The sequence below is a fragment of the Streptomyces asoensis genome (genome assembly GCF_016860545.1).
Taxonomy (GTDB): domain Bacteria; phylum Actinomycetota; class Actinomycetes; order Streptomycetales; family Streptomycetaceae; genus Streptomyces; species Streptomyces asoensis.
The window spans coordinates 433,201-454,431 of sequence record NZ_BNEB01000005.1; the positions used below are offsets into that span (position 1 = coordinate 433,201).

The 21,231-nt window shown below is 72.5% G+C and carries 20 protein-coding genes; 9 read left to right on the top strand and 11 right to left on the bottom strand.

Annotation, left to right across the window (positions count from 1 at the left end):
- Nucleotides 1–92: 92 nt before the first annotated feature.
- Genes Saso_RS25200 through Saso_RS25210 form a run of 3 tightly spaced genes read left to right on the top strand, consistent with a single transcriptional unit; the run spans nucleotide 93 to nucleotide 2,691 of the window.
- Nucleotides 93–2,078, top strand: coding sequence for a SpoIIE family protein phosphatase (locus tag Saso_RS25200; protein ID WP_189928334.1), 1,986 nt, complete (start codon nucleotides 93–95; stop codon nucleotides 2,076–2,078).
- A gap of 59 nt (nucleotides 2,079–2,137) precedes the next feature.
- Nucleotides 2,138–2,494, top strand: coding sequence for a PRC-barrel domain-containing protein (locus Saso_RS25205; RefSeq protein ID WP_189928245.1), 357 nt, complete (start codon nucleotides 2,138–2,140; stop codon nucleotides 2,492–2,494).
- 23 nt (nucleotides 2,495–2,517) lie between these two features.
- Nucleotides 2,518–2,691, top strand: coding sequence for a hypothetical protein (locus Saso_RS25210; RefSeq protein ID WP_189928244.1), 174 nt, complete (start codon nucleotides 2,518–2,520; stop codon nucleotides 2,689–2,691).
- 40 nt (nucleotides 2,692–2,731) lie between these two features.
- Here Saso_RS25210 and Saso_RS25215 read toward each other — a convergent pair whose 3' ends face one another.
- The 4 genes from Saso_RS25215 to Saso_RS25230 all read right to left on the bottom strand — a co-directional run bounded on the left by Saso_RS25215 (nucleotide 2,732) and on the right by Saso_RS25230 (nucleotide 6,098).
- Nucleotides 2,732–3,190: an SRPBCC family protein gene (locus Saso_RS25215; protein ID WP_189928242.1), complete on the bottom strand. Its 459-nt coding sequence runs from the start codon at nucleotides 3,188–3,190 to the stop codon at nucleotides 2,732–2,734.
- A gap of 221 nt (nucleotides 3,191–3,411) precedes the next feature.
- Complete coding sequence (locus Saso_RS25220) at nucleotides 3,412–3,705, bottom strand: hypothetical protein (protein ID WP_189928240.1); 294 nt, start codon at nucleotides 3,703–3,705, stop codon at nucleotides 3,412–3,414.
- 77 nt (nucleotides 3,706–3,782) lie between these two features.
- Nucleotides 3,783–4,475, bottom strand: a complete 693-nt coding sequence (locus Saso_RS25225; protein ID WP_189928238.1) for a maltokinase N-terminal cap-like domain-containing protein — start codon at nucleotides 4,473–4,475, stop codon at nucleotides 3,783–3,785.
- A 138-nt stretch (nucleotides 4,476–4,613) separates the two neighbouring features.
- A complete protein-coding gene (locus Saso_RS25230) occupies nucleotides 4,614–6,098 on the bottom strand; it encodes a long-chain-fatty-acid--CoA ligase (RefSeq protein ID WP_189928236.1) in 1,485 nt (494 codons plus the stop codon).
- Nucleotides 6,099–6,247: 149 nt separating this feature from the next.
- Here Saso_RS25230 and Saso_RS25235 point away from each other — a divergent pair, with 149 nt between their 5' ends.
- A complete protein-coding gene (locus Saso_RS25235; RefSeq protein WP_372442488.1) occupies nucleotides 6,248–7,465 on the top strand; it encodes a PucR family transcriptional regulator in 1,218 nt (405 codons plus the stop codon).
- Nucleotides 7,466–7,516: 51 nt separating this feature from the next.
- On the opposite strand, the gene Saso_RS25240 is transcribed toward Saso_RS25235, so the two are convergent.
- Nucleotides 7,517–9,133 (bottom strand): CocE/NonD family hydrolase, encoded by a 1,617-nt coding sequence (locus Saso_RS25240; protein WP_189928234.1) that lies wholly within the window; start codon nucleotides 9,131–9,133, stop codon nucleotides 7,517–7,519.
- A 176-nt stretch (nucleotides 9,134–9,309) separates the two neighbouring features.
- Between Saso_RS25240 and Saso_RS25245 the strand changes: the two genes are divergently transcribed.
- On the top strand, nucleotides 9,310–10,026 hold the full coding sequence (locus Saso_RS25245; protein WP_189928232.1) for a TetR/AcrR family transcriptional regulator: 717 nt from the start codon (nucleotides 9,310–9,312) through the stop codon (nucleotides 10,024–10,026).
- Nucleotides 10,027–10,086: 60 nt separating this feature from the next.
- On the opposite strand, the gene Saso_RS25250 is transcribed toward Saso_RS25245, so the two are convergent.
- Together Saso_RS25250 and Saso_RS25255 are read right to left on the bottom strand one after the other, a co-directional pair.
- Complete coding sequence (locus Saso_RS25250) at nucleotides 10,087–11,016, bottom strand: hypothetical protein (RefSeq protein ID WP_189928230.1); 930 nt, start codon at nucleotides 11,014–11,016, stop codon at nucleotides 10,087–10,089.
- Nucleotides 11,009–11,632 (bottom strand): RNA polymerase sigma factor, encoded by a 624-nt coding sequence (locus Saso_RS25255; protein WP_189928228.1) that lies wholly within the window; start codon nucleotides 11,630–11,632, stop codon nucleotides 11,009–11,011. Before Saso_RS25255 ends, Saso_RS25250 begins: the two co-directional genes overlap by 8 nt.
- 155 nt (nucleotides 11,633–11,787) lie before the next feature.
- Here Saso_RS25255 and Saso_RS25260 point away from each other — a divergent pair, with 155 nt between their 5' ends.
- Nucleotides 11,788–13,020, top strand: a complete 1,233-nt coding sequence (locus Saso_RS25260) for a carboxylate-amine ligase (protein WP_229901600.1) — start codon at nucleotides 11,788–11,790, stop codon at nucleotides 13,018–13,020.
- A gap of 49 nt (nucleotides 13,021–13,069) precedes the next feature.
- Nucleotides 13,070–13,867 (top strand): phosphotransferase enzyme family protein, encoded by a 798-nt coding sequence (locus Saso_RS25265; protein ID WP_229901599.1) that lies wholly within the window; start codon nucleotides 13,070–13,072, stop codon nucleotides 13,865–13,867.
- A gap of 23 nt (nucleotides 13,868–13,890) precedes the next feature.
- Here Saso_RS25265 and Saso_RS25270 read toward each other — a convergent pair whose 3' ends face one another.
- Complete coding sequence (locus tag Saso_RS25270; RefSeq protein ID WP_189928224.1) at nucleotides 13,891–14,316, bottom strand: hypothetical protein; 426 nt, start codon at nucleotides 14,314–14,316, stop codon at nucleotides 13,891–13,893.
- A gap of 147 nt (nucleotides 14,317–14,463) precedes the next feature.
- Here Saso_RS25270 and Saso_RS25275 point away from each other — a divergent pair, with 147 nt between their 5' ends.
- Together Saso_RS25275 and Saso_RS25280 are read left to right on the top strand one after the other, a co-directional pair.
- On the top strand, nucleotides 14,464–15,486 hold the full coding sequence (locus Saso_RS25275; RefSeq protein ID WP_189928222.1) for an enoyl-CoA hydratase/isomerase family protein: 1,023 nt from the start codon (nucleotides 14,464–14,466) through the stop codon (nucleotides 15,484–15,486).
- 42 nt (nucleotides 15,487–15,528) lie between these two features.
- Nucleotides 15,529–16,224, top strand: a complete 696-nt coding sequence (locus Saso_RS25280) for a hypothetical protein (protein ID WP_229901598.1) — start codon at nucleotides 15,529–15,531, stop codon at nucleotides 16,222–16,224.
- 37 nt (nucleotides 16,225–16,261) lie between these two features.
- Here Saso_RS25280 and Saso_RS25285 read toward each other — a convergent pair whose 3' ends face one another.
- From Saso_RS25285 to Saso_RS25295, 3 genes are read right to left on the bottom strand one after another with little or no spacing between them, the layout of a single operon-like run.
- A complete protein-coding gene (locus tag Saso_RS25285; protein ID WP_189928220.1) occupies nucleotides 16,262–17,704 on the bottom strand; it encodes an MFS transporter in 1,443 nt (480 codons plus the stop codon).
- Nucleotides 17,701–19,707 (bottom strand): PEP/pyruvate-binding domain-containing protein, encoded by a 2,007-nt coding sequence (locus Saso_RS25290; protein WP_189928218.1) that lies wholly within the window; start codon nucleotides 19,705–19,707, stop codon nucleotides 17,701–17,703. The genes Saso_RS25285 and Saso_RS25290 overlap by 4 nt, the downstream gene beginning before the upstream one ends.
- Nucleotides 19,704–21,077: an ATP-grasp domain-containing protein gene (locus tag Saso_RS25295; protein ID WP_189928217.1), complete on the bottom strand. Its 1,374-nt coding sequence runs from the start codon at nucleotides 21,075–21,077 to the stop codon at nucleotides 19,704–19,706. Before Saso_RS25295 ends, Saso_RS25290 begins: the two co-directional genes overlap by 4 nt.
- Between the last annotated feature and the right edge of the window lie 154 nt (nucleotides 21,078–21,231).

Below are 21,231 nucleotides of genomic sequence, written 5' to 3' on the forward strand. Positions count from 1 at the left end.
ATATCGCCTGACGGGGAGGTCGTACGGTGGATGCCCCCCAGACGGCGGGCGGGACGCCGGAGCAGCCTTTGGGTGCTGTCGGGTACGCGGGTGTGCTGCGCGAGCTGCTGCCGATCGCCCTGTGGCGGGAGGACTCGGACGGGCGCATCGTGGAATGGTCGCTGGCCGCCCAGGACCTGCTCGGACACCGGCCGCAGGACGTCCTCGGCCGTGCCGCGGCGGCCCTGCTGGTGCCCGAGGGACGGCATGAGCTCGCCGACCAGCTCACCTACCGTGTCCAGGGCGGCGAGACCGTGGTCGGCACCCTCGCGGTGCGGCACCGGGACGGGCACGAGGTCACGATGGAGATGTGGATCGTGCCGGCCGCCGACGCTCGGGGGCGCACCGGCGCTCTGCTGATCGCCGTGGAGACCTCGCAGGTGCTGCGCATGCGTGACTCCCTGGCGGCGCTGGAGAGCCTGTTCAGCCAGTCGCCCATCGGCCTGGCGACCCTCGGCACCGACCTGCGGTTCCTGCGGGTCAACGACGCGCTCGCCCGGATGAACGGCGTCTCCGCGGCCGCGCACACGGGCAGACGGCTGACCGAGGTCGTGCCGGGCGTCAACGCCGTCGCGCTCGAGTCGACGATGCGGGAGGTGCTGGACGGGGGCAAGGCCGTCGTCGACGTGCGCCGCACCGGGCGCACCCCGGCGGACCCCGACCGCGAGCGGACCTGGTCGTGCTCCTACGCCCCCCTGGTCGACGGCGCCGGACGGACCCTGGGGCTGATCGCCTCGCTCATCGACATCACGGAGAGCCAGCGGGCCGAGCACGAGGCCGCCCGCGCCCGGCGCCGCTTCGCCCTGCTGGCGGAGGCCGGCACCCGGATCGGCACCACCTTGGACCTGCGGCAGACCTCGGAGGAGATCGTGCGGATGCTGGTCCCCCAGCTCGCCGACTCCGCCGACGTACAGCTCCTCGAAGAGGTGCTCGCACCGGACGAGTCCACCGCCGCCACCCACGGCGTCGTCCGGCGCATGGCCGCCCTCTTCCCCGACCCGTCGGCGCCGACGGCGCGGCTGCTGCCGGGCATGACGTCCCGCATCGCGCGCGGCTCCCTCTATGAACGGGTCATCGCGGACGGCCGTCCCACCGACCTCTACCGGTCCGACGTCCCGGCGCTGGTCACCGACCCCCGCGCCGACGAACTGCGCGCCTACCTGATGGGTCTGGGCTCCGCGCGGCTGATCCCGCTGGTGGCGCGGGGCAAGGTGCTCGGGGCGGTCGTGGTGACCCGGCTGCGCAGCCGGGAGCCCTTCGACGAGCAGGACAGTGTGCTCATCGACGAACTGGCGGCGCGCGCGGCCCTGAACATCGACAACGCGCTCATGTACACCCGGCAGCGCGCGGCGGCGCTGACCCTGCAACGCAGCCTGACCAACAGCGCGCTGCCCGCCGTCCCGGGCCTCGAACTCACGGGACGGTACCTGCCCGCCAGTGAGCACGACGTCGGCGGTGACTGGTTCGACGTCATCGCGCTGCCCGAGGGCCGCACCGGACTCGTCATCGGCGACGTGATGGGGCACGGTGTGCACGCGGCGGCGCTCATGGGCCAGCTCCGCACGGCGGTGCGCGCCCTGGCCCGGCACGACGTCGACCCGGCCCGTCTGCTGCGCTCGCTGGACACCGTGGTGGCCGACATGGGCGAGGACCAGATGGCGACCTGCGTCTACGCCGTCCACGACCCGGCGTCCGGCGGATGTCTCGTGGCGCGGGCCGGTCACCCGCCGCCGGCCGTGGTGCCGCCCGGCGGACCCCCCGCCTTCCTCGACGGCTCACCGGGCACCCCGCTGGGCACGGGCGGCCGGCAGTTCCGCACCGAGCGGATCCCCCTCCCCCCGGGAAGTGTGCTCGTCCTGTACACCGACGGGCTCATCGAGACGCGGGCCGCAGACCTCGACCAGGGGCTCGACCGGCTCGCCCGGGCGCTGCGCTTCCCCGGGCAGCCGCTGGCCGCGCTCTGCGACGGCGTGCTCGGCGAGATGCTGCCCCATCCGGCTCAGGACGACGTGGCGGTGCTCATGGCCCGGCCCCTGTGACTCACGTACATGACATCGGTGACAAGAACCCGGGTACACGGATCTGCGGAGGTCGAACGATGGTCGAGGCAAGCGATATCCGGGAGTGGCGCGGTCACGACGTGGTCGACGCGCAGGGGCACAGGATCGGTGTCCTGGAGTCGGTCTACGTGGACACCGGGACCGACCTGCCGTCCTTCGCCACGGTGACCGTGGGGCTGCCCACCAGGCGCCGCCTGGTGTTCGTGCCGCTCCTCGGGGCGACCGTCGGCCCGGGGTACCTCAAGGTCGCGCACGACAAGAACGCCGTGAAGAAGGCGCCGTCGATCGACACGGACGGCGAGCTGCTCGCCCCCGACGAGCCGAAGGTCTTCGCCCACTACGCACTGGACTACGCGCCGGGGGCCGGCGGCGAGCGGCGCCTCGCCCGTCGCTGACCCCCGAGGCCGCGGGAGGGCCCATGAGTCTGTTCCTGTTCCTGATCCTGCTGGCGCTGGTCCTGGGCATCATCGGATTCGCGGTCCACGGGCTGTTCTACCTGCTGATCATCGGCGCCGTGGTGCTCGTCGCCGACCTCTGTTACGTGGGGCTCCGCTTCCGCCGCGGCGGCCGCAGGCACCGCATCGCCCGCTGAGCCGTCGCTCCGCCTCCGCCGCGGCCCCGCTCGGCGGACGTCAGCGGGCGGGGATCGCGGCTTCGGCCGCCGCCTTGATGCGGGCGCCGAAGGCGTCGGCGTCCTTGCGGGCCGCGGCCAGCGCCAGGCCGACGAGCAGCTTGCCCACGCCGTGCCCCTCCAGGGAGTTGAAGATGCGGACCCTGGTCCTGCCGTCGGTCAGCCGCTCCAGGTCGTAGCCGCCCTCGCGTACCGTCACGGAGTTCTTGGAGGCCTCCTGCCAGCGGATCCTCACCGGTGCCTCGAACGCGGTGATGCGGAACTCCCTGGCCGTCTTCATCCCGGCGTCCTTCACCGTGCTGCGGAAGACGGTGCCCACGGCGGTCGGTGTGTCGGGGGTCCGGTCGATCCGCAGCACCCGGGGGCTGAACTGCGGGTCGTTGCGTCCGTCGGCGAGGTAGGCGAACACCTCCTCGACAGCCCGATCGACCTCCACCGTCGCTTCGAACTGCCCTGCCATGCGCACTCCTCGTCGGTCCGGTCGCACACGTGTGGACGTCATGTCCCGTTCGGCCCGCCGCACACACGACGGCACCGCGACCTCATGGGACCACCGAACGCCCCGTGGGGCAACGGCACGACCGCCGCGGGGTGGCACGCAACGACCGGGCCCGCCGCGTGCGCGGCGGGCCCGGTCTTCGTGGGCGGGGCGGGCGGTGCGTCCTCTGCGGAGTTCAGGGGTCAGGCACTGGCATGGCGGTTCGCGAAGGCGCGCCGCGGCGCGGCGTGGTGCACGGACCGGCCCGCGCCGGCGGCCCGCTGACGCGACAGCCACACCGACGTGACGGAGAGCAGTCCGGTGAAGACGACGAGGAACAGCACCGACACCCACATCTGCCGGCTTCCGGGTTCGTCCCACCCGGTCCAGGCCGCCGACGCGGCCCACAGGAGAGCGCCTCCCGCGTACAGAGGGCGGACGCGCCGCAACTGCCGCACGGCACGCACCGATTCGACGTGATCTTTTTTCTGTGCCATGCGGGACCTGGTACCCCGATCCGCGTCGTCCAACGGTGCCGGGCGGAGGTTCTCGGACCCACCGGTCCCCGCACCCTTCAGGCCGGGCGGCCGGTCCGCCCGTACCGGTCCCCCGGGCCGCTCCGCAGGACGACGAACAGCCCTCGCGCGCGGGATCCGTCCGGCGTCCGCCAGGAGCCCGCGACGTGGCCGTTCGTCCCCGGCGGCAGGGACGGCGGGCCGTCCGGGGCCGGACGCAGGACGCGATGCAGGAACAGGGTGGAACCCCGCCCGGCGGACAGGCGGGTCCCCTCGCGGTCGTCGACCGCACCGGCCGCGAGGTCGGCCAGGTCGCCGCCGTCACCGTCGTACGAGCGGGTGACCTCCCGGTCGGGGGTGTCGCTGGTGTTCTGGTCCTGGGCCAGGACCCGTCCCCGGAGCAGGGCGAGCAGCTGGGTGCGCAGCACCGGGTCGTGGCAGCCGTCGTAGGCCCAGCGACGCCCGAGCACCCCGTGTTCCATGGTGCCGACGAGCGCGTGCTCCGCCCCGGCCAGGGGCGCTCCGCGATAGGTGAGCGGCACGAGGTAGGTGACCGCGTCATCGCCGGCGGTGTCGGTGACCGCCATGAACTCGATGCCGACCTCGCCCTGCGGGTCGTCGAGCCGGAAGCCGCCGGCCTTGGTCAGTTCCGGCCCGCCCGCGCCCGGCACGTACCAGGGCCGGGTGGGCAGCCAGGCGGCCAGGAGTTCCAGTTTGGTCGGCTCGAGGACGGTGCGGTGGATGACGGCCATGCCGGGGGCTCCTGTCGCGTCGGGCGGATACGACCGCCCACCCTGCCATCCGGCGCGGCCCCGTCACCGCCGGTTTTCGCCCGGCGCCCGGCCTGGCGCCGCACGCCCCCGGCCGGGCCCGGGACAGGGCCCCCGGGGTCAGCCGGCCGGAGCAGTGATCTCCCGCTTGAGGATCTTGCCGCTCGGGCCGGTCGGCAGGGCGTCCACGAGCCACACCTCGCGCGGGTACTTGTACGCGGCCACCCGGCTCTTGACGAACTCCCGCAGCTCGTCGGGGGTGGCACGGGCACCCGGGCGCAGGACGACCGCGGCCGCGATCTCCTCACCCAGGTGGGTGTGCGGCAGGCCCACCACGGCCGCCAGGGCCACGGCCGGATGCTCGTGCAGGACCTCCTCCAGCTCGCGCGGGTAGACGTTGTAGCCACCCCGGATGATCATGTCCTTCTTGCGGTCGACGATGTACAGGTAGCCGTCCTCGTCCCGGCGGGCGAGGTCACCGCTGCGCAGCCAGCCGTCCTGGACGGTGGCCGCCGTCTCCTCGGGGCGGTTCCAGTACCCCCTCATCACGTTCGGACCGCGCACCGCGAGCTCGCCGACCTCGCCGGGCGCCACGTCCCGGCCCTCGGCGTCCAGGAGCCGCACCTCCACGTCACGGATCGGCGTGCCGACGGAACCGGCCTTGCGCGGACGGTCCGGATGGTTGAACGTGACCACCGGGCTGGTCTCGGACATGCCGAAGCCCTCCAGCACCGCGCACCCGAAGCGCCGCTCGAAGCCGTGCAGCACCTCGACGGGCAGCGAGGCGCCGCCGGAGATGCACATCCTCAGCGTCGAGACGTCCGCCTGCGAGGGGTGCTGGAGCAGGGCCGCGTACATCGTGGGCACCCCCTCGAAGACCGTGGCGCGGTCGCGCGCGATGGCCTCCAGGACGGCCTGCGGTTCGAAGCGGGGCACGAGGGTGAGCGAGGCGCCGGCGCGGACGGCCACGCTCATGGTGCAGATCTGGCCGAAGATGTGGAACAGCGGCAGACAGCCCACCACCACGTCGTCCGGCGTGATGCGCTGCACGTGGACCGCGTTGACCTCGGTGTTGTGCCGCAGCCCCGAGTGCGTGAGGGTGGCGCCCTTGGGACGCCCGGTGGTGCCGGAGGTGTACAGCAGCACGGCCACGTCGTCGACGCCGTCCGCCACCTCGCGCACGGGCTCGTGCCCGGCGAGCAGCGCCGCGAAGGCGGCGGGTTCGACGGCCAGGTGCCGCACCCCGGCGGCTTCCGCGCCCTGTGCGCCCTCGCCCGGCGCCAGATGCCACTCGCACAGCAGCACCGCCCCGGAGTCCTCCAGGTGATAGGCGGTCTCGCGCGTCTTCAGCAGCGGGTTCATCGGGACGACGATCCCGCCGGCGCGCAGCACCCCGTAGTACAGGACGACGAACTCGGGAACGTTGGGCAGCATCAGGGCGACACGGTCCCCGGGGCGCACGCCCTGAGCCCGCAGCAGCGCGGCGGCGCGGGCACTGCGCTCGTCGAGCTCGGCGTACGTGGTGACGTGCTCGCCCAGGCGCAGCGCGGGACGTCCCGGCTGCCGCTGTGCCGTCTCCACCAGGTACTGCGCAAGATTGGCCATGACCGCCTCCACGAACATCACCGTCGAAATCCGCTGTTCATCTCGACGACATGGTGCTGCCGCTCCTGACGGTGGCCTATGGGCGCCAGGACAGCGCCGCCCCCGCGGGATTGTCCGCAGGAACAAAACGGTGCCGTTAAGCTGCGGTGATGGACATCTCAGGCGTGGCCGCGGCGCTGCATGCCAGGCTGCCGGAACTGGGTGAGCGGATCGCGCGGCGCATCCGCTCGGACGTCGAGGCGTACGACGAGGAATCACTGATCCCCTTCGACTCCCTGCGCAGCTCGTGCACGGCCAACGCGGACCTCGTGCTGAGCCACCTCGAGCGCGCGGACGCCCCTGACGCCAGCCCGGCCCGCGAGACGGGGCGGGTGCGCGCCGAACAGGGGGTGCCGCTCGCCGACACCCTGCACGCCTACCGGGTCGGCTTCGAGCAGCTGTGGACGGAGATCCTGCTGGAGTCACGCACCCACCCCGGCGTCACGGACGATCAGCTGGTGTCCCAGTCGGCGGAGATCTGGTCGCTGTTCGGGCTGTACGCGGAAGCGGTGGCGGCGGCCTACCGTGAGACCTCCGCCGAGCTGACCTCACAGGGCCGTGCCCGGCGTTCCGCCCTGGTGGAGGCGTTGTTCACCGGCGTCATGGCCGACCGCAGCACGCTGTGGGAGGCGGCCCGGGAGCTGGGTCTGCCCGAGCACGGTCCCTACGCGGTCGCCGCGGCCACGGCCGCCGTACCGGGCCAGGAACCGCTCGCGGGAGTCGAGGCCGCACTGCGCCGGGCCCGCCTGCCCTCGGCCTGGCGGCTGCTGCCCGACCATCGCATCGGCCTGGTCGCGCTGCCGACGGCGGAGGCGGAGAGCACCTTCCTGCGCGTCCTGCGCGGTACACAGTCCCGGGTGGGTGTCAGCCCGTCCTTCCCCTCCCTGCGCGACACCCCGCAGGCCCTGCGCTTCGCCCGCCTGGCACTCGCCGGCCTGCGCGAGGCGCGCGCCGGGGTCGCCCGGTTCGACGACGACCCGCTGGCCATGGTCGTTGCCGCCGCCCCCGCCGAGGCCGCGCATCTGGTGGGCGTGGTGCTCCAGCCCCTGATCGACCTCCCGGTCGCCGAACGCGCCCGCCTGCTGGACACCCTGGAACACTGGTTCGCCGCCGCCGGCTCGGCCACCGAGGCCGCCCGGACCCTCTTCGTCCACCCGAACACGGTCCGCTACCGCCTCCGCCGCATCGAGGAACTCACGGGCCGCTCCCTCTCCGACCCCCGGGCCCTGTCGGAAATCGGCGTGGCACTCCTGGCCGCCCGCGACCCGGGAGCCACCCGCCCCGCCCGAACCCCACCCCCACCTCCGGGCCCCGCACCGGCCCGGTGACGGCGCCGGGTCGCACCACGGCATTCTCGGCGCCCGAGCCCGTTGTGCTCGTCAATCGCGGGGAGAGCGCGCCGCCCGTGGTGTCGCGAGCATCAGCGCCGAGTCCGCATGGAGCGTGATGCGCACCGGTGTGAAGGTGGTGGCGTCCATCGGCGACTCACCCGTGCCGGGATTGCGGGTGTAGCGAGGATGGGCGCCGCCGCTGATCTGCCAGCGTATGCGGTGACCGACGGCGAAGCGGTGGGCGGTGGAACTCATCGGCACGGTGATGTGCGAGGGCGCCTGTCCGGCGGTCCGAAGCCGGCCCAGCCCGTCGCAGATGTTGACGGAGCGGCCTTGTGCGTCCACGTCGCACAGGCGGGTGAAGACGTCGGCGTGGCCGGTGTCGGTGGAGATGCTCAAGCGCGCGGAGACCGGGCCGAGGATGTCCACGGGCTCGGTCAGCGGGGGGCCGGTGAACGTCAGTACGTCGTCCCGCGTCTCCAGAGTTCGGTTGTCGCGAGGCCCGGCCGTACGGGAGAGCAGCGGGCCGCCGAGGGAGGGGGTGGGGTCACCCGGGTCGTAGCGGAACGACGTCAGTGGTGCGGAGTCCGTGGGAGCCTGCCGGGTGAGGTGCCCCTGCGCGGTGGGAAACCACGGGTTCACGGCCGCGGCCGGCGGCCAGTCGTCGCTGTCCCGCCAGTCGTCTTCGCCGCCGACGTGCACGCGGACCCTGGTGGGACGGAGGCCGGAGCGATCGCCGTACAGGTGCGCGCGCAGCCAGGCGAGGCTCTCGGCGAACACCTCGGGCCACCCCTGTTGCAGCGCGGACGTGTGGGTCCAGGGGCCGACGAGCAAGGCGGTCCGGCAACCGGCCTCACGCAGTCGCCGGTACTGCTCGAACGTCTGGTCGCCCAGCGCGTCGTGCCATCCGGTGATCAAGCCGGTCGGCACATCCAGCCGCTCCGCCACCGTCGCCAGCGACGCACCCTGCCAGTACGCGTCCTCGGCCTCCGGGTGGGACATCACGTCGTCCAGCCAGGGCACATCGCCGCCGAGGGCGGTCACGTACGCCCCGCGCAGCGGCTGCGCGGTGACGACATCACGCAGGCGCCGGTGCAGACGAAGGGTCGCCGTAAGGAACGCTCGCATCCCCTGGTGCTGATACGTCATGCCGACACCGACGGCGAGGGCGTTCTCCAGACGAAGCGCGCCCTGTGCGTGGAACAGGGCGTGAGGATCGTGCAGCCCCACCTGCACCACCATCGCCTTCAGCTCCGGCGGCGGGTCCACGGCGAGGGCCCACTGCACGTAGCCCAGGTAACTGGGGCCGACGGTCCCCAGCCTTCCGTCGAACCAGTTCTGCTCGCGCAGCCAGGACACGGTGGCCCGGCCGTCGGCGACCTCGTTGCGCCACAGATCGAACTCGCCTCCGGAGCCACCGGTGCCGCGACAGCTCTGAAGCACCACGTGAAAGCCCTGTTCGGCGAAGAGGACGCCGTACATGGGAGACCACGGCAGACCCCTGCCGTACGGCGAGCGCACCAGGAGGGTGGGGAAGTCGCCCTCGGCGCGCGGGAAGTAGTGGTCCGTGATCAGTTGGCTGCCGTCGGCGGCCGGCACCGGCAGACCCGGCTCCCACCCGACATCGTGTCGCCCGGCCGGCAGGCCGCGCCACGTCGCCCTCATGATCCGTGAGGCCAGTGGCGGCCTACCGGAAGGCGGTGCCCAGGTCGGCCTCGGCACAGGACCGTGCGTGCGTGATGCCATCGTCCCTCTCCTCCATATCCGTACGGTGTACGAGAATAGAGGATGCTTGGATGAGGCGCGCAAGGGCCACCTCGATCAAGGGAGGAGCGTGGACCATGCCCCGTGACGAAGGGGCCGACGCCCCAGGCATCAGCCCGGAGCAGCTCTGGCTGAGCCCGGCCCGGCCCCGCAGGGGCCGCAAGCCCGCCTACAGCCGAGAGGCGATCACGGCGGCAGCCGTCGCGCTGGCGGACGCGGAGGGGCTCGAAGCGGTCACCATGCGGAAGGTCGCCGCACAGGTAGGAGCCGGCGCCATGTCGCTCTACAGCTACGCCCCCGACAAGGAGACGCTGCTGGAGCTGATGGTCGACCACGTCAGCGGCGAACTGCCGACCACCGGCACCCCCACCGGCGACTGGCGCACCGACCTGAAGGCCATCGCCCGCCTCCAGCGCGCCCATATGCTGCGACACCCCTGGCTGCCCGCCGCTCTGGCCGCCCGTCGCATCCCCGGCCCCAACACGCTGGCCTTCCTGGAACGCGCGCTGGCCGCCCTGCGGCCCTCCGGGCTGGACGGTGCGGCGAAGCTGGAGGTCTTCGCCCAGCTCACCGCGTTCGTGGCCGGGCACGTCGCCCATGAGATCGCGCGGACGGCGGCCTCGCAGTCCCCCGACCGAGCCGCAGCCGAAGCCCGCTACCTCGCGGCTGTCGCCGCGGACGGCCGTCACCCGGAACTCGCCGAAGCCCTCGCCGCCCCCGGACGCCCCCTCACGCCCGAAGCCACCTTCACCCGGTTCCTCAACCGCCTGATCGACGGCCTCGACACCGACTGATCCCACTCCGCCCACCCGGCCGCGTCGGCACCCGGCAAGGCGCACCGCCAGGACGAAAGCTCAGGGACGCACGCCCGGCTCGTCCACGGCAGCCGCGAACCTCTGCACGGCTGAGACGCTGATCAGGGTTTCCTCTGTCGTGACCTTGGAGTCGATCACTCCGCCGGCGAGCATCATCGTGCGTTCACCCCGGTACTCGTAGGTCTTCGGATCGAGGAGCAGCTCCTCCCGGCGGTGGGTCTGCCTGGTGAACGAGTTGTCGTCCGTGGGGTGGACGGCCAGCGCAGGCCTGCCCAGCGCGTCCTTGACGAGCTGCGGACGGACCACCACGCCGGGGATCGTTTCGAGCGCACGGAACAGCGAGATGCGGACTTCGAAGGGAATGGTGTCCGCGCTGGAGAACGTGTACGCGATCCGCTCGTAATCGCCCCCGTGGCGGATGATCTTGGAGAGAGACCGCAGCAGCAGTTGCGGCTCGCTCGGCAGTTTCTGCACTTTCCGGCGCAGCTCCTTCGGCGATCCGGCCACCGCCTTGCCCACTACGGAATCCAGGCCACCCTGCATCAGCATGCGGCGGGTCTTGCCGCTGCCGTACTGCGTCCAGGTCTCCTGCGTGAACTCCGCGTATGCCGGGGCGCCCTTCTCCGGAACGGGATTGAGGTCGTCGCGGAAGTTGAGCGTCGACTGCCGGGTCAGGGTCTTCTGGTAGAGCCACTGCCCGTCGGCGGGTTCGGGAGACGTTGCGTACTCGGCCTCCACCCGGTGGGTGTGGTTCGTCGGCATCACCTGCGCCACCAGCACCGCCGCCACGGCCACCCCGGCGGCAGCGCCCGCAGCGGCGAGCTTCCAGCCGGCCCGTGGCCAGAAGCGCCGGCGCCGCCTCTGTGCGGCGGCGGCGTCCAGGAGCCTCTGCCGCCCGGGCACCAGCCGGGCCCGGTCGCAGGCGGGCGCGTCCGGCCGGAAGTTCTTCAGCGTCGTCATCTCATCCATGTCCGGCCTCCGGGGCGAAATCCTGCACGAGAGTGGGGTCGTCACCCAGCGCGGAGCGCACCTTCCTGCGCGCCCGGTTGAGTCGGGAACGGACGGTGCCGACCGGGATGGCGAGCGCCTCGGCGACCTCCTGATAGCTGAGGTCGGCCCAAGCGACGAGGAGCAGTACGTGCCGGTCGCCGCCGGACAGCGAGGCGAGCGCGCCGGCGAGGAGGCGGTGGACGGCCTGCGCGGTGATCCGGTCGTCCGCGTGATCGACCCACGACTCGGTGACCGGGTCGTGGCCGGTGCGGGCGAGCGCCCTCAGGGCGCGCTCCTCGGTGCGGCGCTGCTTGCTGATCAGAATGGCGGCGATGCCGAAGAACCAGGGCCGGGCGTTCGTGCGGGTCAGGTCGTAGCGCGAACGGGCTCGGAACGCCACGAGGAAAGTGTCGGCCGTGAGGTCGTCGGCGGCCGCGTCGCCGAGCCGCCGCATGACGTATCTGTGGACGTCGGCCGCGTACCGGTCGTACAACACCGCGAAGACCTCGGGCCGCCGCAGAGACTGGGCGATGGCGGACGAGTCGTCGTGGTGGTGTTCGTGGTCGTCGTGCCCGACGTCCGGTGGGCCGGTCACGGGGTCTCCGTCTCTGATCGGATGTGGTCACACTCTCTCTTCCCCGGTGGGGTCCGCCGAGTTCACGGCTCATGCACCGGCTGCCGGGTTCAGAATCGGACGAGCATGCCGTTTCGCGGCCTCCGTGGCGGAACTCTCTGCCACAGTCGAACATTGTGACCAGTCAGCCGCAGCAGCAGTTACCGCCGGACGATGCCCCGGCCGGCTGCCCCTCCTCGTTCCGGGAGGTGCCCGCCGCGCTGTCGGTGGGGATCGAGGAGGAGTTCCTCCTCGTCGACCCCGTCAGCCGCACGCTCAGGCCCGAAGGCCCGCAGGTGGCCGACTCGGCCGCCGACGAACTCGGGCACCGCGTCGGTACCGAACTGACCCGCTATCAGGTCGAAGGCCGCACCGAACCCCACACCTGCCTGAACGAGGCAGTCGCGGAACTCCGCACCGTACGGGCGGGGTTGGCGCGCGCCGCCGCCGAGCGGGGTCTGCGCATCGCCTCCAGCGGATCACCGATCACCGGCCCTGTCGCACCCGTCCCCCTCACGCCGGGCCCGCGGTACGCGGAGAGCATGTCCCTCTTCCGGGCGCTGGACGACGAGCAGAGCGCCTGCGCGTGCCACGTGCACATCGGCGTCGCCGACCCCCGCGAAGCGATCGAAGTGAGCAACCATCTGCGGCCCTGGCTGGCGACGTTGACCGCGCTGGCGGCGAACTCCCCGTACTGGGAAGGCCGTGACACCGGCTACGCGAGCTGGCGCACCATCGCCTGGGGGCGATGGCCGGTCGCCGGACCGCCGCCCTACTTCGACTCCCCCGCCCACTTCGAGGATCTCGTCGACGAACTCATCCTCACGCGGACCGTTCTGGACCGGGGCGGCCTGTACTGGGACGTCCGTCCCTCCCATCATCTGCCCACCGTCGAGGTACGCGTCGCCGACGCGGCACTCACTCCCGAGGACACGGTCCTGCTCGCGGCCGTCGTGCGCGCCTTGGTCGCCACCGCCCTCGAGGCGATCCGCGCCGGTGAGCCGGCTCCCCGCCCCGGCCCCGAGATCCTGCGTGCGGCCTCCTGGCGGGCAGCACGCGACGGACTTGCCGGACAGGCCCTCGACCCCATCACCCGCCGGCTGGTCCCTGCGGCGGCGCAGGTCGAGCGCATGCTGCGTGCCTTGTCCCCTGCCCTGCGCCACAGCGGTGACCTCGACCTCGTACGCAGCCAGTGGCGGCGCCTGCGCACCCAGGGCAGCGGAGCCGACCGGCAGCGTGCCGCCTACCGTCACCGCTCCAGCCTCCACGATGTCGTCGACCACGTCATCGGCGCCACATGCTCCTCCGGGAGGGCGGCCGACGGCTTCCGGGCGGGCTCGGCACGAGCGGAGATCCGTCGCCCGGGGTGACCACCGTAAATGGGGTGAGCGCTGCGGGCCGATCGGGAATGCTGGCCCGGTGCAGCGTGATGAGGAACGGCGTGATGAGGAACAGCCGTTGCCGGGCGGGAACGTCAGCGCCGGTGTCGTCCGGGTCGGAGACACCGTCCGCCGCCCGAGCGGACCGTGGACCCCCGCTGTGCACGCCCTGCTGACCCACCTGTACGAGGTGGGGTACCGGGCGGCGCCCCGCCCGCTGGGCATCGACGACCAGGGGCGGGAGGTCCTGACCTTCATGCCGGGACACGTGGTCTGGCCCGACCGGTTCTCCCTGCTGGACGCCGAGGGGCACCTGGCCGACGTGGCGCGACTGATCCGGGACTTCCACGAGGCCGTGCGGGGCTTCACACCACCGCCCGACGCGCACTGGCAGGTGCTGATCCCCGCCGAGGGCAGCGACATCATCGCCCATCAGGATCTTGCGCCGTGGAACCTCGTGGCCGGTGACGAGGGGCGGTGGGCCTTCATCGACTGGGACACCGCCGGCCCCGGCTCCCGCCTGTGGGACGTCGCGTACGCCATGCACGGGTTCATTCCGCTGTCCGCGCATCCCGACTGGCAGCGCCCCGACGCCGCGGCCCGGCTGCGGGTCTTCGCCGACGCCTACGGCCTGGACGAGGCCGAACGCCGTCACACGGTCCCCCTGCTGGGGCGCCGAACGCGCTCCATGCACGACTTCCTGCGCGACCGGGCCGCCCGGGGCGTCCAGCCCTGGGCGACACTGTGGGCCGAGGGCCACGGCACCGCCTGGCGCAACGACGCCGAGTACATCGAGGAGCGCGAGGAGCAGTGGCTGCGTGCCCTGCTCGCCGGCTGATGCGGCCGGGCATCAGGAGCACGTCAGCAGTAGTCGAGGAGGCTGTAGACGTTGTCCCAGCCCCACTGGTCGAGGTACACCTCGCTGACGTAGACGTTGCGGTTGCCGCTGTCGTCGTCCGTGAGGAGCCAGTAGCGGCTCCGGCGACCGTTGTCGGTGTAGTAGACGCCTTCCTTGAGGCAGTAGAAGTAGTTCGACCCCGCGTACAGCCACCCCGCGTGAGTGGAGTCGTAGTAGTCGGGGGTCCAGTGCGTCCACTGGTTGACCACCGTGTTGAGGTACACCTTGGGGTAGGCCGCGGCCTTGGCCGCCGTCGCGGACGTACGGGCCGGGGCGGCCGCCGTCGTACCGGAAGCCGTCGGTGCTGCATGCCCCGCACCCGCCGTGCCCATGACCAGACCGGCCGCGAGCAGACCTCCGAGAAGGCGGCCCAGCATACGAGTTCGCACGTGAAGTCTCCTTGTTCCCTTAGGGACGCTGACAATTCGGGAGCGTACGGGCGCACCCGGGCGGCCGCCCTCCGTCAGGTGCCGGGTTGTGGTGTCGCCGTCCGGCTGGTACGAGCCGTAGGACCGGATGACCGATACTGGCGACCGATGACTGACAACGCTGCTGGTGAGATCCTCGCCGACGTCCACCGGGGCGTCGGCCGCATCCTCCTGAACCGCCCCGAGGCGCTCAATGCCCTGACCACGGACATGGTCCTCGCCATCGACCGTGTGCTCGCCGAGTGGGAGCACGCACGGCTGTCCCGCGTGGTGCTCGCCAGTACCGGCCCGAAGGCGTTCTGCGCCGGTGGAGACATCCGTACGATCCGCGAGCACAGCCTCGCGGGGGACGCCGGGGCCAGCGAGCGGTTCTTCGCCTCCGAGTACCGGCTCAACGCCCGGATCGCCGAGTACGGCGTGCCGGTCGTGTCGCTCATCGACGGCCTGTGCATGGGTGGCGGTCTGGGTCTGTCCGTCCACGGCGGCTTCCGCGTCGTCACCGAACGCGCGGTACTGGCGATGCCCGAGACAGCGATCGGTTTCTTCCCCGATGTCGGGGCCAGCTATTTCCTCCCGAGGCTGCCCGGAGCCATCGGGATGTACCTGGGACTCACGGGGCACCGGCTCGACGCGGCCGACGCCCTGTACACAGGGCTCGGCACGCATTTCGTCCCCTCGCACGAGCTCGAAGCGGTCGGCGACGCCTTGGCCGACCACCCCGACGAGCCGGTGGACGTGGTCCTGAGCCGCCTCGCCGGCCGTTCCCCGGTGGCGCGGAGCAGGCTGGCCGCGGTGCGAGGTGACGTCGACCGGGCGTTCGGCGCGCCGACCCTCGGGGAGATCGAGGACCGGCTGGGACACCTCGGCACCGCGTGGGCGAGCAGCGCGCTGGCCGCCTTGGAGTCGGCCTCACCGCACAGCCTGGACGTCACCCATGACCTGCTCGCCCGGGGCAGGCAGCGCACGCTGCGCGAGTGCCTCGATGCCGAACTCGCCCTCACCCGCACGCTCATCCGGACCCCGGACTTCCTGGAGGGCGTCCGTGCGGCCCTGGTCGACAAGGACCGCACTCCCGTCTGGCGGCCCGCCCGTCAGGGGCGCCCCCGAAGGGGGGCGGAATCAAGCCAGTAGTGGGCCAGGCCCACGGACGCGCCACAGGAGCGTTAGCGTGTCATGGCTATGACAGGCGGCGACGGGACGGTGCACGTGAACGGATTCGCTTCCAACGCTTCGGCCCGTGCGGGTCTCGCACTGGGTGCGGCCCTGGCGTCGACGCTGCTGTGCGCGCCGGCGACCACGGCCGCGCCGGAGGAGGGCGGCACGGTCCGGGGCGCGGCCGCACTCGCACCCGCACCCGCACCCGCACCCGCACCCGCACCCGGCGAACGGTCGTGTCCCGTCGTGTACTTCGACCTGGGCGAGACCCTGGTGCACACGGCCGACGACGGCAGCACGGCCTACCTGCCAGGGGCTGCCTCGTATCTGCGGACCCTGCGGGAACGCCACATCAGGGTCGGCCTGATCACCAATGTCCCGCCCTCCTGGGGCACGACGGACGCCGAACGCGCGGCACGGCTGCGAACGGAGGTCGACGCGACGTGGCGGGGCCCGACCGCGTTCGCGTGGGCGGACTTCGGCGACCGGATCCGTACGCCGCGCACCGAGGCCGAACGCAAACCGTCCCCGGTCCTGTGGCAGCGCGCCAAGGAGGGCTCGGGCGGCTGCCGGGTCGTCTACGAGGCGGAGACGGCCCAGGAGGTGTCCGTGGCCTCCTCCGTGGGCTTCGTCTCCTACCAGGTCGGCCTGCCGCACCGGCCTGCGTTCCTGCCGGCGGGGCTGGTCGAACTCCTCGGCCGCCGCCCCGGCTGACGGTTGCCGTGGCCGCCGGCCCGCCCGTCGCCGTGGGTCAGGGCGTTCGTGGTGCCCGCCGGGCCCGGTCGGGTTCGAGAACCTCCGTGAAGCCGGCGTCCGCCGCCTCCGCCCGGTCGGGAGCACCCTCGCCGGCCGCCGCCGGCGAGGTGTCGTCCGCCTCCGCGCCGGCGTCCGGCCGGGGCCGCGGTGGCGCCGCCTCCCCGTCCCAGCCGTCGCGGGCGACCGCCCCGCTGCGCAGCAGCAGCTGGAAGACCCCCAGCAGCAGCGCCGTGGCCAGCGCGCTGTGCCACAGCAGGGCGTCGAGGTGCCCGGCCGACAGGTAGGCGCCCGCGGCGATCGCGGCGAGGGCGCACACCGCGCGGTCCACGATGCTCTCCACCGACAGCAGGGTGGCGCGCGGCGCGTGTGCGGGAACCGCGTCGTTGACGAGTTTGCGCTGGACGGGGAACGCGAAGCCGGTGGCGGCGGCGAACAGGCAGAGCAGTACGACGACGACCCAGGGCCCGCCGAGGGTCATCGCCGCCAGGGTGCCCGCGAGGGCGAGGCTGAGGACGGACACCCAGGCGACCGGTGGCAGTCGGCGGCTGAGCCATTGCGGCCGCGCGGACGCCACCGCCTCCGCCACGGTCATCGCGGCCAGCACCCCGCCGTGCGAGGACTCGCCGATGCCGTGGTCCAGCAGGATCGGCTGGAAGAGGTTCACCTGGCAGATGCGCGACAGCGTGAAGACCGCCACGCCCTGCACCATCACCAGGGCCAGCCAGGGTGACGAGGCGACGCAGCGCAGCGCGGTCCCCGCGTCCCGCAGGAAGGCGCTTCCCCGGCGTCCGCCGCTGCTCCGGCCCGGGTCCGCGGCGGCTTCCGTCCCGGCGAGCCGGGGCAGCAGGACCGCGCAGACGAGGGAGCCCGCGGCGCTCGCGGCGCTCAGCACGTACGGTGCCGGGTGCGCGAGCGTCATCAGCGGCCCGACCAGCGGCCAGCACACGACCTTCGCCGCCAGCCCCAGCGCCCGCGCGGTGCCTTCCGCCCGCAGGTAGTGCTCGTCGCACCGTTGCGCTCGCAGTCCGTCGTACAGGTAGGCGCTCGCCGCGCCCGAGGTGAGCGAGCGCCCGGCGGCGATGGCCAGGAAATGGAGGAGGAACCCCGTGTAGGAGGCGCTGACCACCGGGGCCAGGTTCGCGGCCGTCATCACCACCGCGCCGGCCCGCAGGCAGTTGCGGGTGCCGATCCGGTCGGCGATCAGCCCGGTCGGGATCTCCAGCAGGCAGAAGGCCACGTAGTAGATGCTCTGGATGCCGAAGATCTGTGCGTCCGAGAGGCCCGCCGCCTTCTGGTACGCGTAGAACACCGGCATCCACCACAGCAGGTTGAACAGCAGCTGGAAGCCGTAGTTGAGCCGGATGATCCGGCGGGCGGTGTCGGTCAGGCCGGTGGCCGCCTCGCTGCCGGGGCGCGACCGTCCGAGGCGGGCCCTCACAGCGCGTAGGGGCGGATCTGGACCAGCCGGAAATCGCCCTGCTCGGTCATCAGCCACTCGATGTCGAGGGGCTTGTCCACGTCGGTCCCGCTGAAGTGCGACTGGAGGAGCCGTCCGGTCAGGGACAGGTCGCCGAGCCGGGCGCGGACGGCGGCGGACAGTCCCTCGCCCCACGAACCCAGCGCGACGGTACGGCCGCCGCCCTCCACGGTGTTGTACAGGTACTGCTGCGGCAGCACCGTCCCGTCGACGACCTGCTCGGGGGATCCCGGGGAGCAGTTGAGGTAGACGTTGCGGAAGTCCTCGCGGCGGGTCGGGTTGCAGGTCACGAGGACGCCGCCGAGGGAGGCGGGCACGTACTCCTGGATGATCACACCCATGTAGGTCTCGTCGAGGGAGATACCGACCTGGTGGCGCAGTCGGACGCTGCGCGGCGACACGAGCGAGGCCCACACCTGGCGTACGGCGTCGAGGAGTTCGCCGGTGCCGTGGACGGTCGTGACGGAGTCGTAGACGCCCGCGGCGGAGAAGCCGGGCAGGTCCTCGGCGTTGGAGGAGGAGCGCACCACCAGCCGTCCGCGCGAGGCCGCCGAGGCGGGGAAGGCGTGCTCGATCTGCCGGGTGACCGCCTCGGGGACGGGGGTGTGCCGGATCAGGTGCTGAAGGTGCAGGCAGAGCGAGTCGAGGACGTCGACGGCGTCGAGTTCGAGCGCCATCTTCAGCTTGCCGATGCCCTGCTGGAGCGCGGGCGAGGAGGCGAGGAACCGTTGCTGGAGCGCGAAGGGGAGGGCGACGCCGTCCGGGGCGCCGACGGCCTCGGCGACGAACTCGGCTGCCCGGAAGCGGAGTTGTTCAGCGGTGAAGTCGGTGAGTCCGAGGCGGGCGGCGAGGTGGCCGTAGAGGTCCTCGCGAGGGGGGCGGGGACGGCCGTAGTAGGCGGTCAGGTCCACCGTACGGCTGTCGAGGACGTGGTGCAGCTCGCCGAGGTTGGCCGCCTTCGTGCCGTACCGGTCGCGGTCGGAGCCGCGCAGCCGGTGCAGGGACAGCACGGGGGCGTCCTCGAGCAGCGGCGGTTCGAGCCGGATGCGCTGCTGGTGCCAGGCCGGTGCGCGCAGGTCGGGTTCGTGGTCGAGGCGTTGCAGGGATATGTCGTCCTCGTCGACCCGGTAACGCACCCAGGCACCGTCGAGACCTTCCTGGTCGACGAGTTGCTCCAGATCCCGGACGATCGCGTTGGGGATGCCCCATCCGGAGGCGAGGACGTTGGTGTGCGAGAGCGGGGTGATCGGGGCCGTGTTGACGAAGCCGGCGACGCGGGGCACGTCGTCGGGCAGACAGGGCATCGCCACGATGTCCGCCCAGCCGAGGCCGAATTCCGCCGCCCGGTACTCCTCGGCCGTGCGGAAGAACCGCAGCCGCCCGGTGGCGTCGCCGGGGTTCAGCGGTGTGCGCTCCCGGGAGCCGAACAGCTCGTGGCCGAGAACGCGGGGCACGCGCTGCTCGCCGATCGCCGAGAGCTGCTCCTCCTGGCCGTGGTTGGCGGGCTTGAGGAGCAGCGGCAGCCCGCTGTCGAGGCGTGCGCGCACGAACTCGTAGAAGTACGTGAGCATGTCGCCGTTCATGGTGTCGGCCTCGGTCGTCTCCAGGACGAGGAACGGCCGTTCCCTGCCGTCCTCCTGCTCGGTGTGCAGGGAGAGCACGCCGAGCAGGAACCGGCGCTCGGGGTCGGTGTAGACGGAGGCGTTGAACGCGTCCAGTCGCGCGTCGAGGGCCGCCAGGTCCATTCCCAGCACCCGGGTGGCGACGTAGTCGACGTGGAAGGGGTGCGCGGCGGTGTCGAGGAGGTGCCAGACGTTCTCCTCGCGGTCGACGACGACCTTGAGGTAGGGGTGCCCGGCCAGGACCCCCGACAGGGTCCGGAAGAGCGGAAGGGACAGGTTCTCGCCGACGACCGTGCGGTCCGTGGCGGGCTCGGCGGTGCCGGTGGCCAGGTGGGTGCTCATGCGGGGACCTCCTCGCCCTGCGCGGCGGGCAGCACCCGGGGCAGGGCGTCCACCAGGGTCTCGAAGTCCTTCAGTACCGTGCGCGGGTCGGCGGCGGAGAGCAGGCACAGGGCCGCCATGGTGTTGGCGCCCGCCGCGGGGTCGTAGACCGGCACGACACCGCCGTCGGGCAGGGAACTCTCCGCCACGACCGACAGTTCGCTGTCCGGGCTCAGCGGCACGTGCGAGGCGACCACGGGGAAGTCCCAGATCCGGCGGTCCTGCCAGGCCTCGCCGCGGCCGTCGACCGCGAGGACGACGAGGGAGCCCGCCGCGCCCCGGGCCTGCGCCGGGGTCAGGGCCTGCGCGGGCCAGGCGACAGGGCGTCCCAGGAGCTGATCGACGAGCATGCCCACCAGGTCCAGTCCGAAGACCTCCTCGATCTGCGGCACCGTCATCGCGCCGCCGAACCGGGCCGCGGTCTCGATGAGCCACATGCTGCCGTCGGAGCCGAGCTTGATCTCCGTGTGCGTCCCGCAGTCGCGCAGGCCCAGAGCGTCGACGGCGCGGCGCGCCAGGTCGACGACACGGTCCTGGGCCTCCGGGGAGAGCAGGGCGGGGGTGATGCCGGCGCGCTCGGTGAAAGGCTCGACGGTGGGCATCCGGCCGCTGAGGCAGACGGGGTGGAAGACGCCGTCCGCCACCACGCCTTCGACGCTCAGGTAGTCGCCCCAGCCGGGCTCGTCGAACCAGTCCGCGGCCGTCCCGCTGACGATCTCCTCGACCACGAAGTCGGCGTCCGCCTCGGCGACGTGCAGCTCCGCGTACCCGAGCCGGGCGGAGTCCTCCATGACCTGCCGCGAGCGGGCCCAGGCGGCGGACGCCTCAGCCGCGGAGCCGATGATCTGGTGGGCCGTGGATCCGGCGCTCCAGGCCGCCTTGAGCAGCAGCGGACAGGACAAGGAGTCCACCGCGTCCTGAAGATCCGCCTCCGTGGCGACGGGACGGAACGCGGGCTGCGGCAGGCCGCTGCGCTGCCAGGTGCCGCGCATCAGCCGCTTGTCGCGCGCGAGTGCGGCGGCCGGGCCCGCGCCCGGCAGGCCGAGCGTCTCGCAGGCCTCGGCGACGGCCACGACCGCGTACTCGGAGAAGGTGGTCACGGCGTCCGCGCCCACCTCCCGGGCATGCGAGACGATCAGGGAGACCAGGTCGCGCCGTCCCCTGTCGTCCGGCGTCGTGACCGAGGCGCACAGTCTCCCGGCGGATCCGGCCACGGCGGGGGGAAGAGCGCTCAGCGCCAGCAGGTGCACGTCCGCCCTGGCAGCCGTCCGCGACAGGACATGGCCGAGCGGCGGACCACCCTTGGCATGCACCAACAGCACCGTGCTCACAGAAATCCGTCTCCATTCACCTGGTCGGCAGAGGCCCGCCTCGGCGCCGTCGGCGCGGTGGGCCCGGGGATCGTGCGCGGGGACGCCGTCCGGCCCGTCCCCCTCGCACACTCCAGGGGACCAGGCTGTAACCGCTCATATCGCCGCAGAGAAC

Bases quoted from the DNA above. Each gene is read 5' to 3' on its own strand.
- Saso_RS25220 (WP_189928240.1), bottom strand. From the start codon at position 3,705: ATGGCACAGAAAAAAGATCACGTCGAATCGGTGCGTGCCGTGCGGCAG.
- Saso_RS25275 (WP_189928222.1), top strand. From the start codon at position 14,464: ATGACTGACAACGCTGCTGGTGAGATCCTCGCCGACGTCCACCGGGGC.
- Saso_RS25235 (WP_372442488.1), top strand. From the start codon at position 6,248: ATGGACATCTCAGGCGTGGCCGCGGCGCTGCATGCCAGGCTGCCGGAA.
- Saso_RS25210 (WP_189928244.1), top strand. From the start codon at position 2,518: ATGAGTCTGTTCCTGTTCCTGATCCTGCTGGCGCTGGTCCTGGGCATC.
- Saso_RS25225 (WP_189928238.1), bottom strand. From the start codon at position 4,475: ATGGCCGTCATCCACCGCACCGTCCTCGAGCCGACCAAACTGGAACTC.
- Saso_RS25230 (WP_189928236.1), bottom strand. From the start codon at position 6,098: ATGGCCAATCTTGCGCAGTACCTGGTGGAGACGGCACAGCGGCAGCCG.
- Saso_RS25240 (WP_189928234.1), bottom strand. From the start codon at position 9,133: ATGAGGGCGACGTGGCGCGGCCTGCCGGCCGGGCGACACGATGTCGGG.
- Saso_RS25245 (WP_189928232.1), top strand. From the start codon at position 9,310: ATGCCCCGTGACGAAGGGGCCGACGCCCCAGGCATCAGCCCGGAGCAG.
- Saso_RS25280 (WP_229901598.1), top strand. From the start codon at position 15,529: ATGGCTATGACAGGCGGCGACGGGACGGTGCACGTGAACGGATTCGCT.
- Saso_RS25205 (WP_189928245.1), top strand. From the start codon at position 2,138: ATGGTCGAGGCAAGCGATATCCGGGAGTGGCGCGGTCACGACGTGGTC.
- Saso_RS25250 (WP_189928230.1), bottom strand. From the start codon at position 11,016: ATGGATGAGATGACGACGCTGAAGAACTTCCGGCCGGACGCGCCCGCC.
- Saso_RS25215 (WP_189928242.1), bottom strand. From the start codon at position 3,190: ATGGCAGGGCAGTTCGAAGCGACGGTGGAGGTCGATCGGGCTGTCGAG.
- Saso_RS25290 (WP_189928218.1), bottom strand. From the start codon at position 19,707: ATGAGCACCCACCTGGCCACCGGCACCGCCGAGCCCGCCACGGACCGC.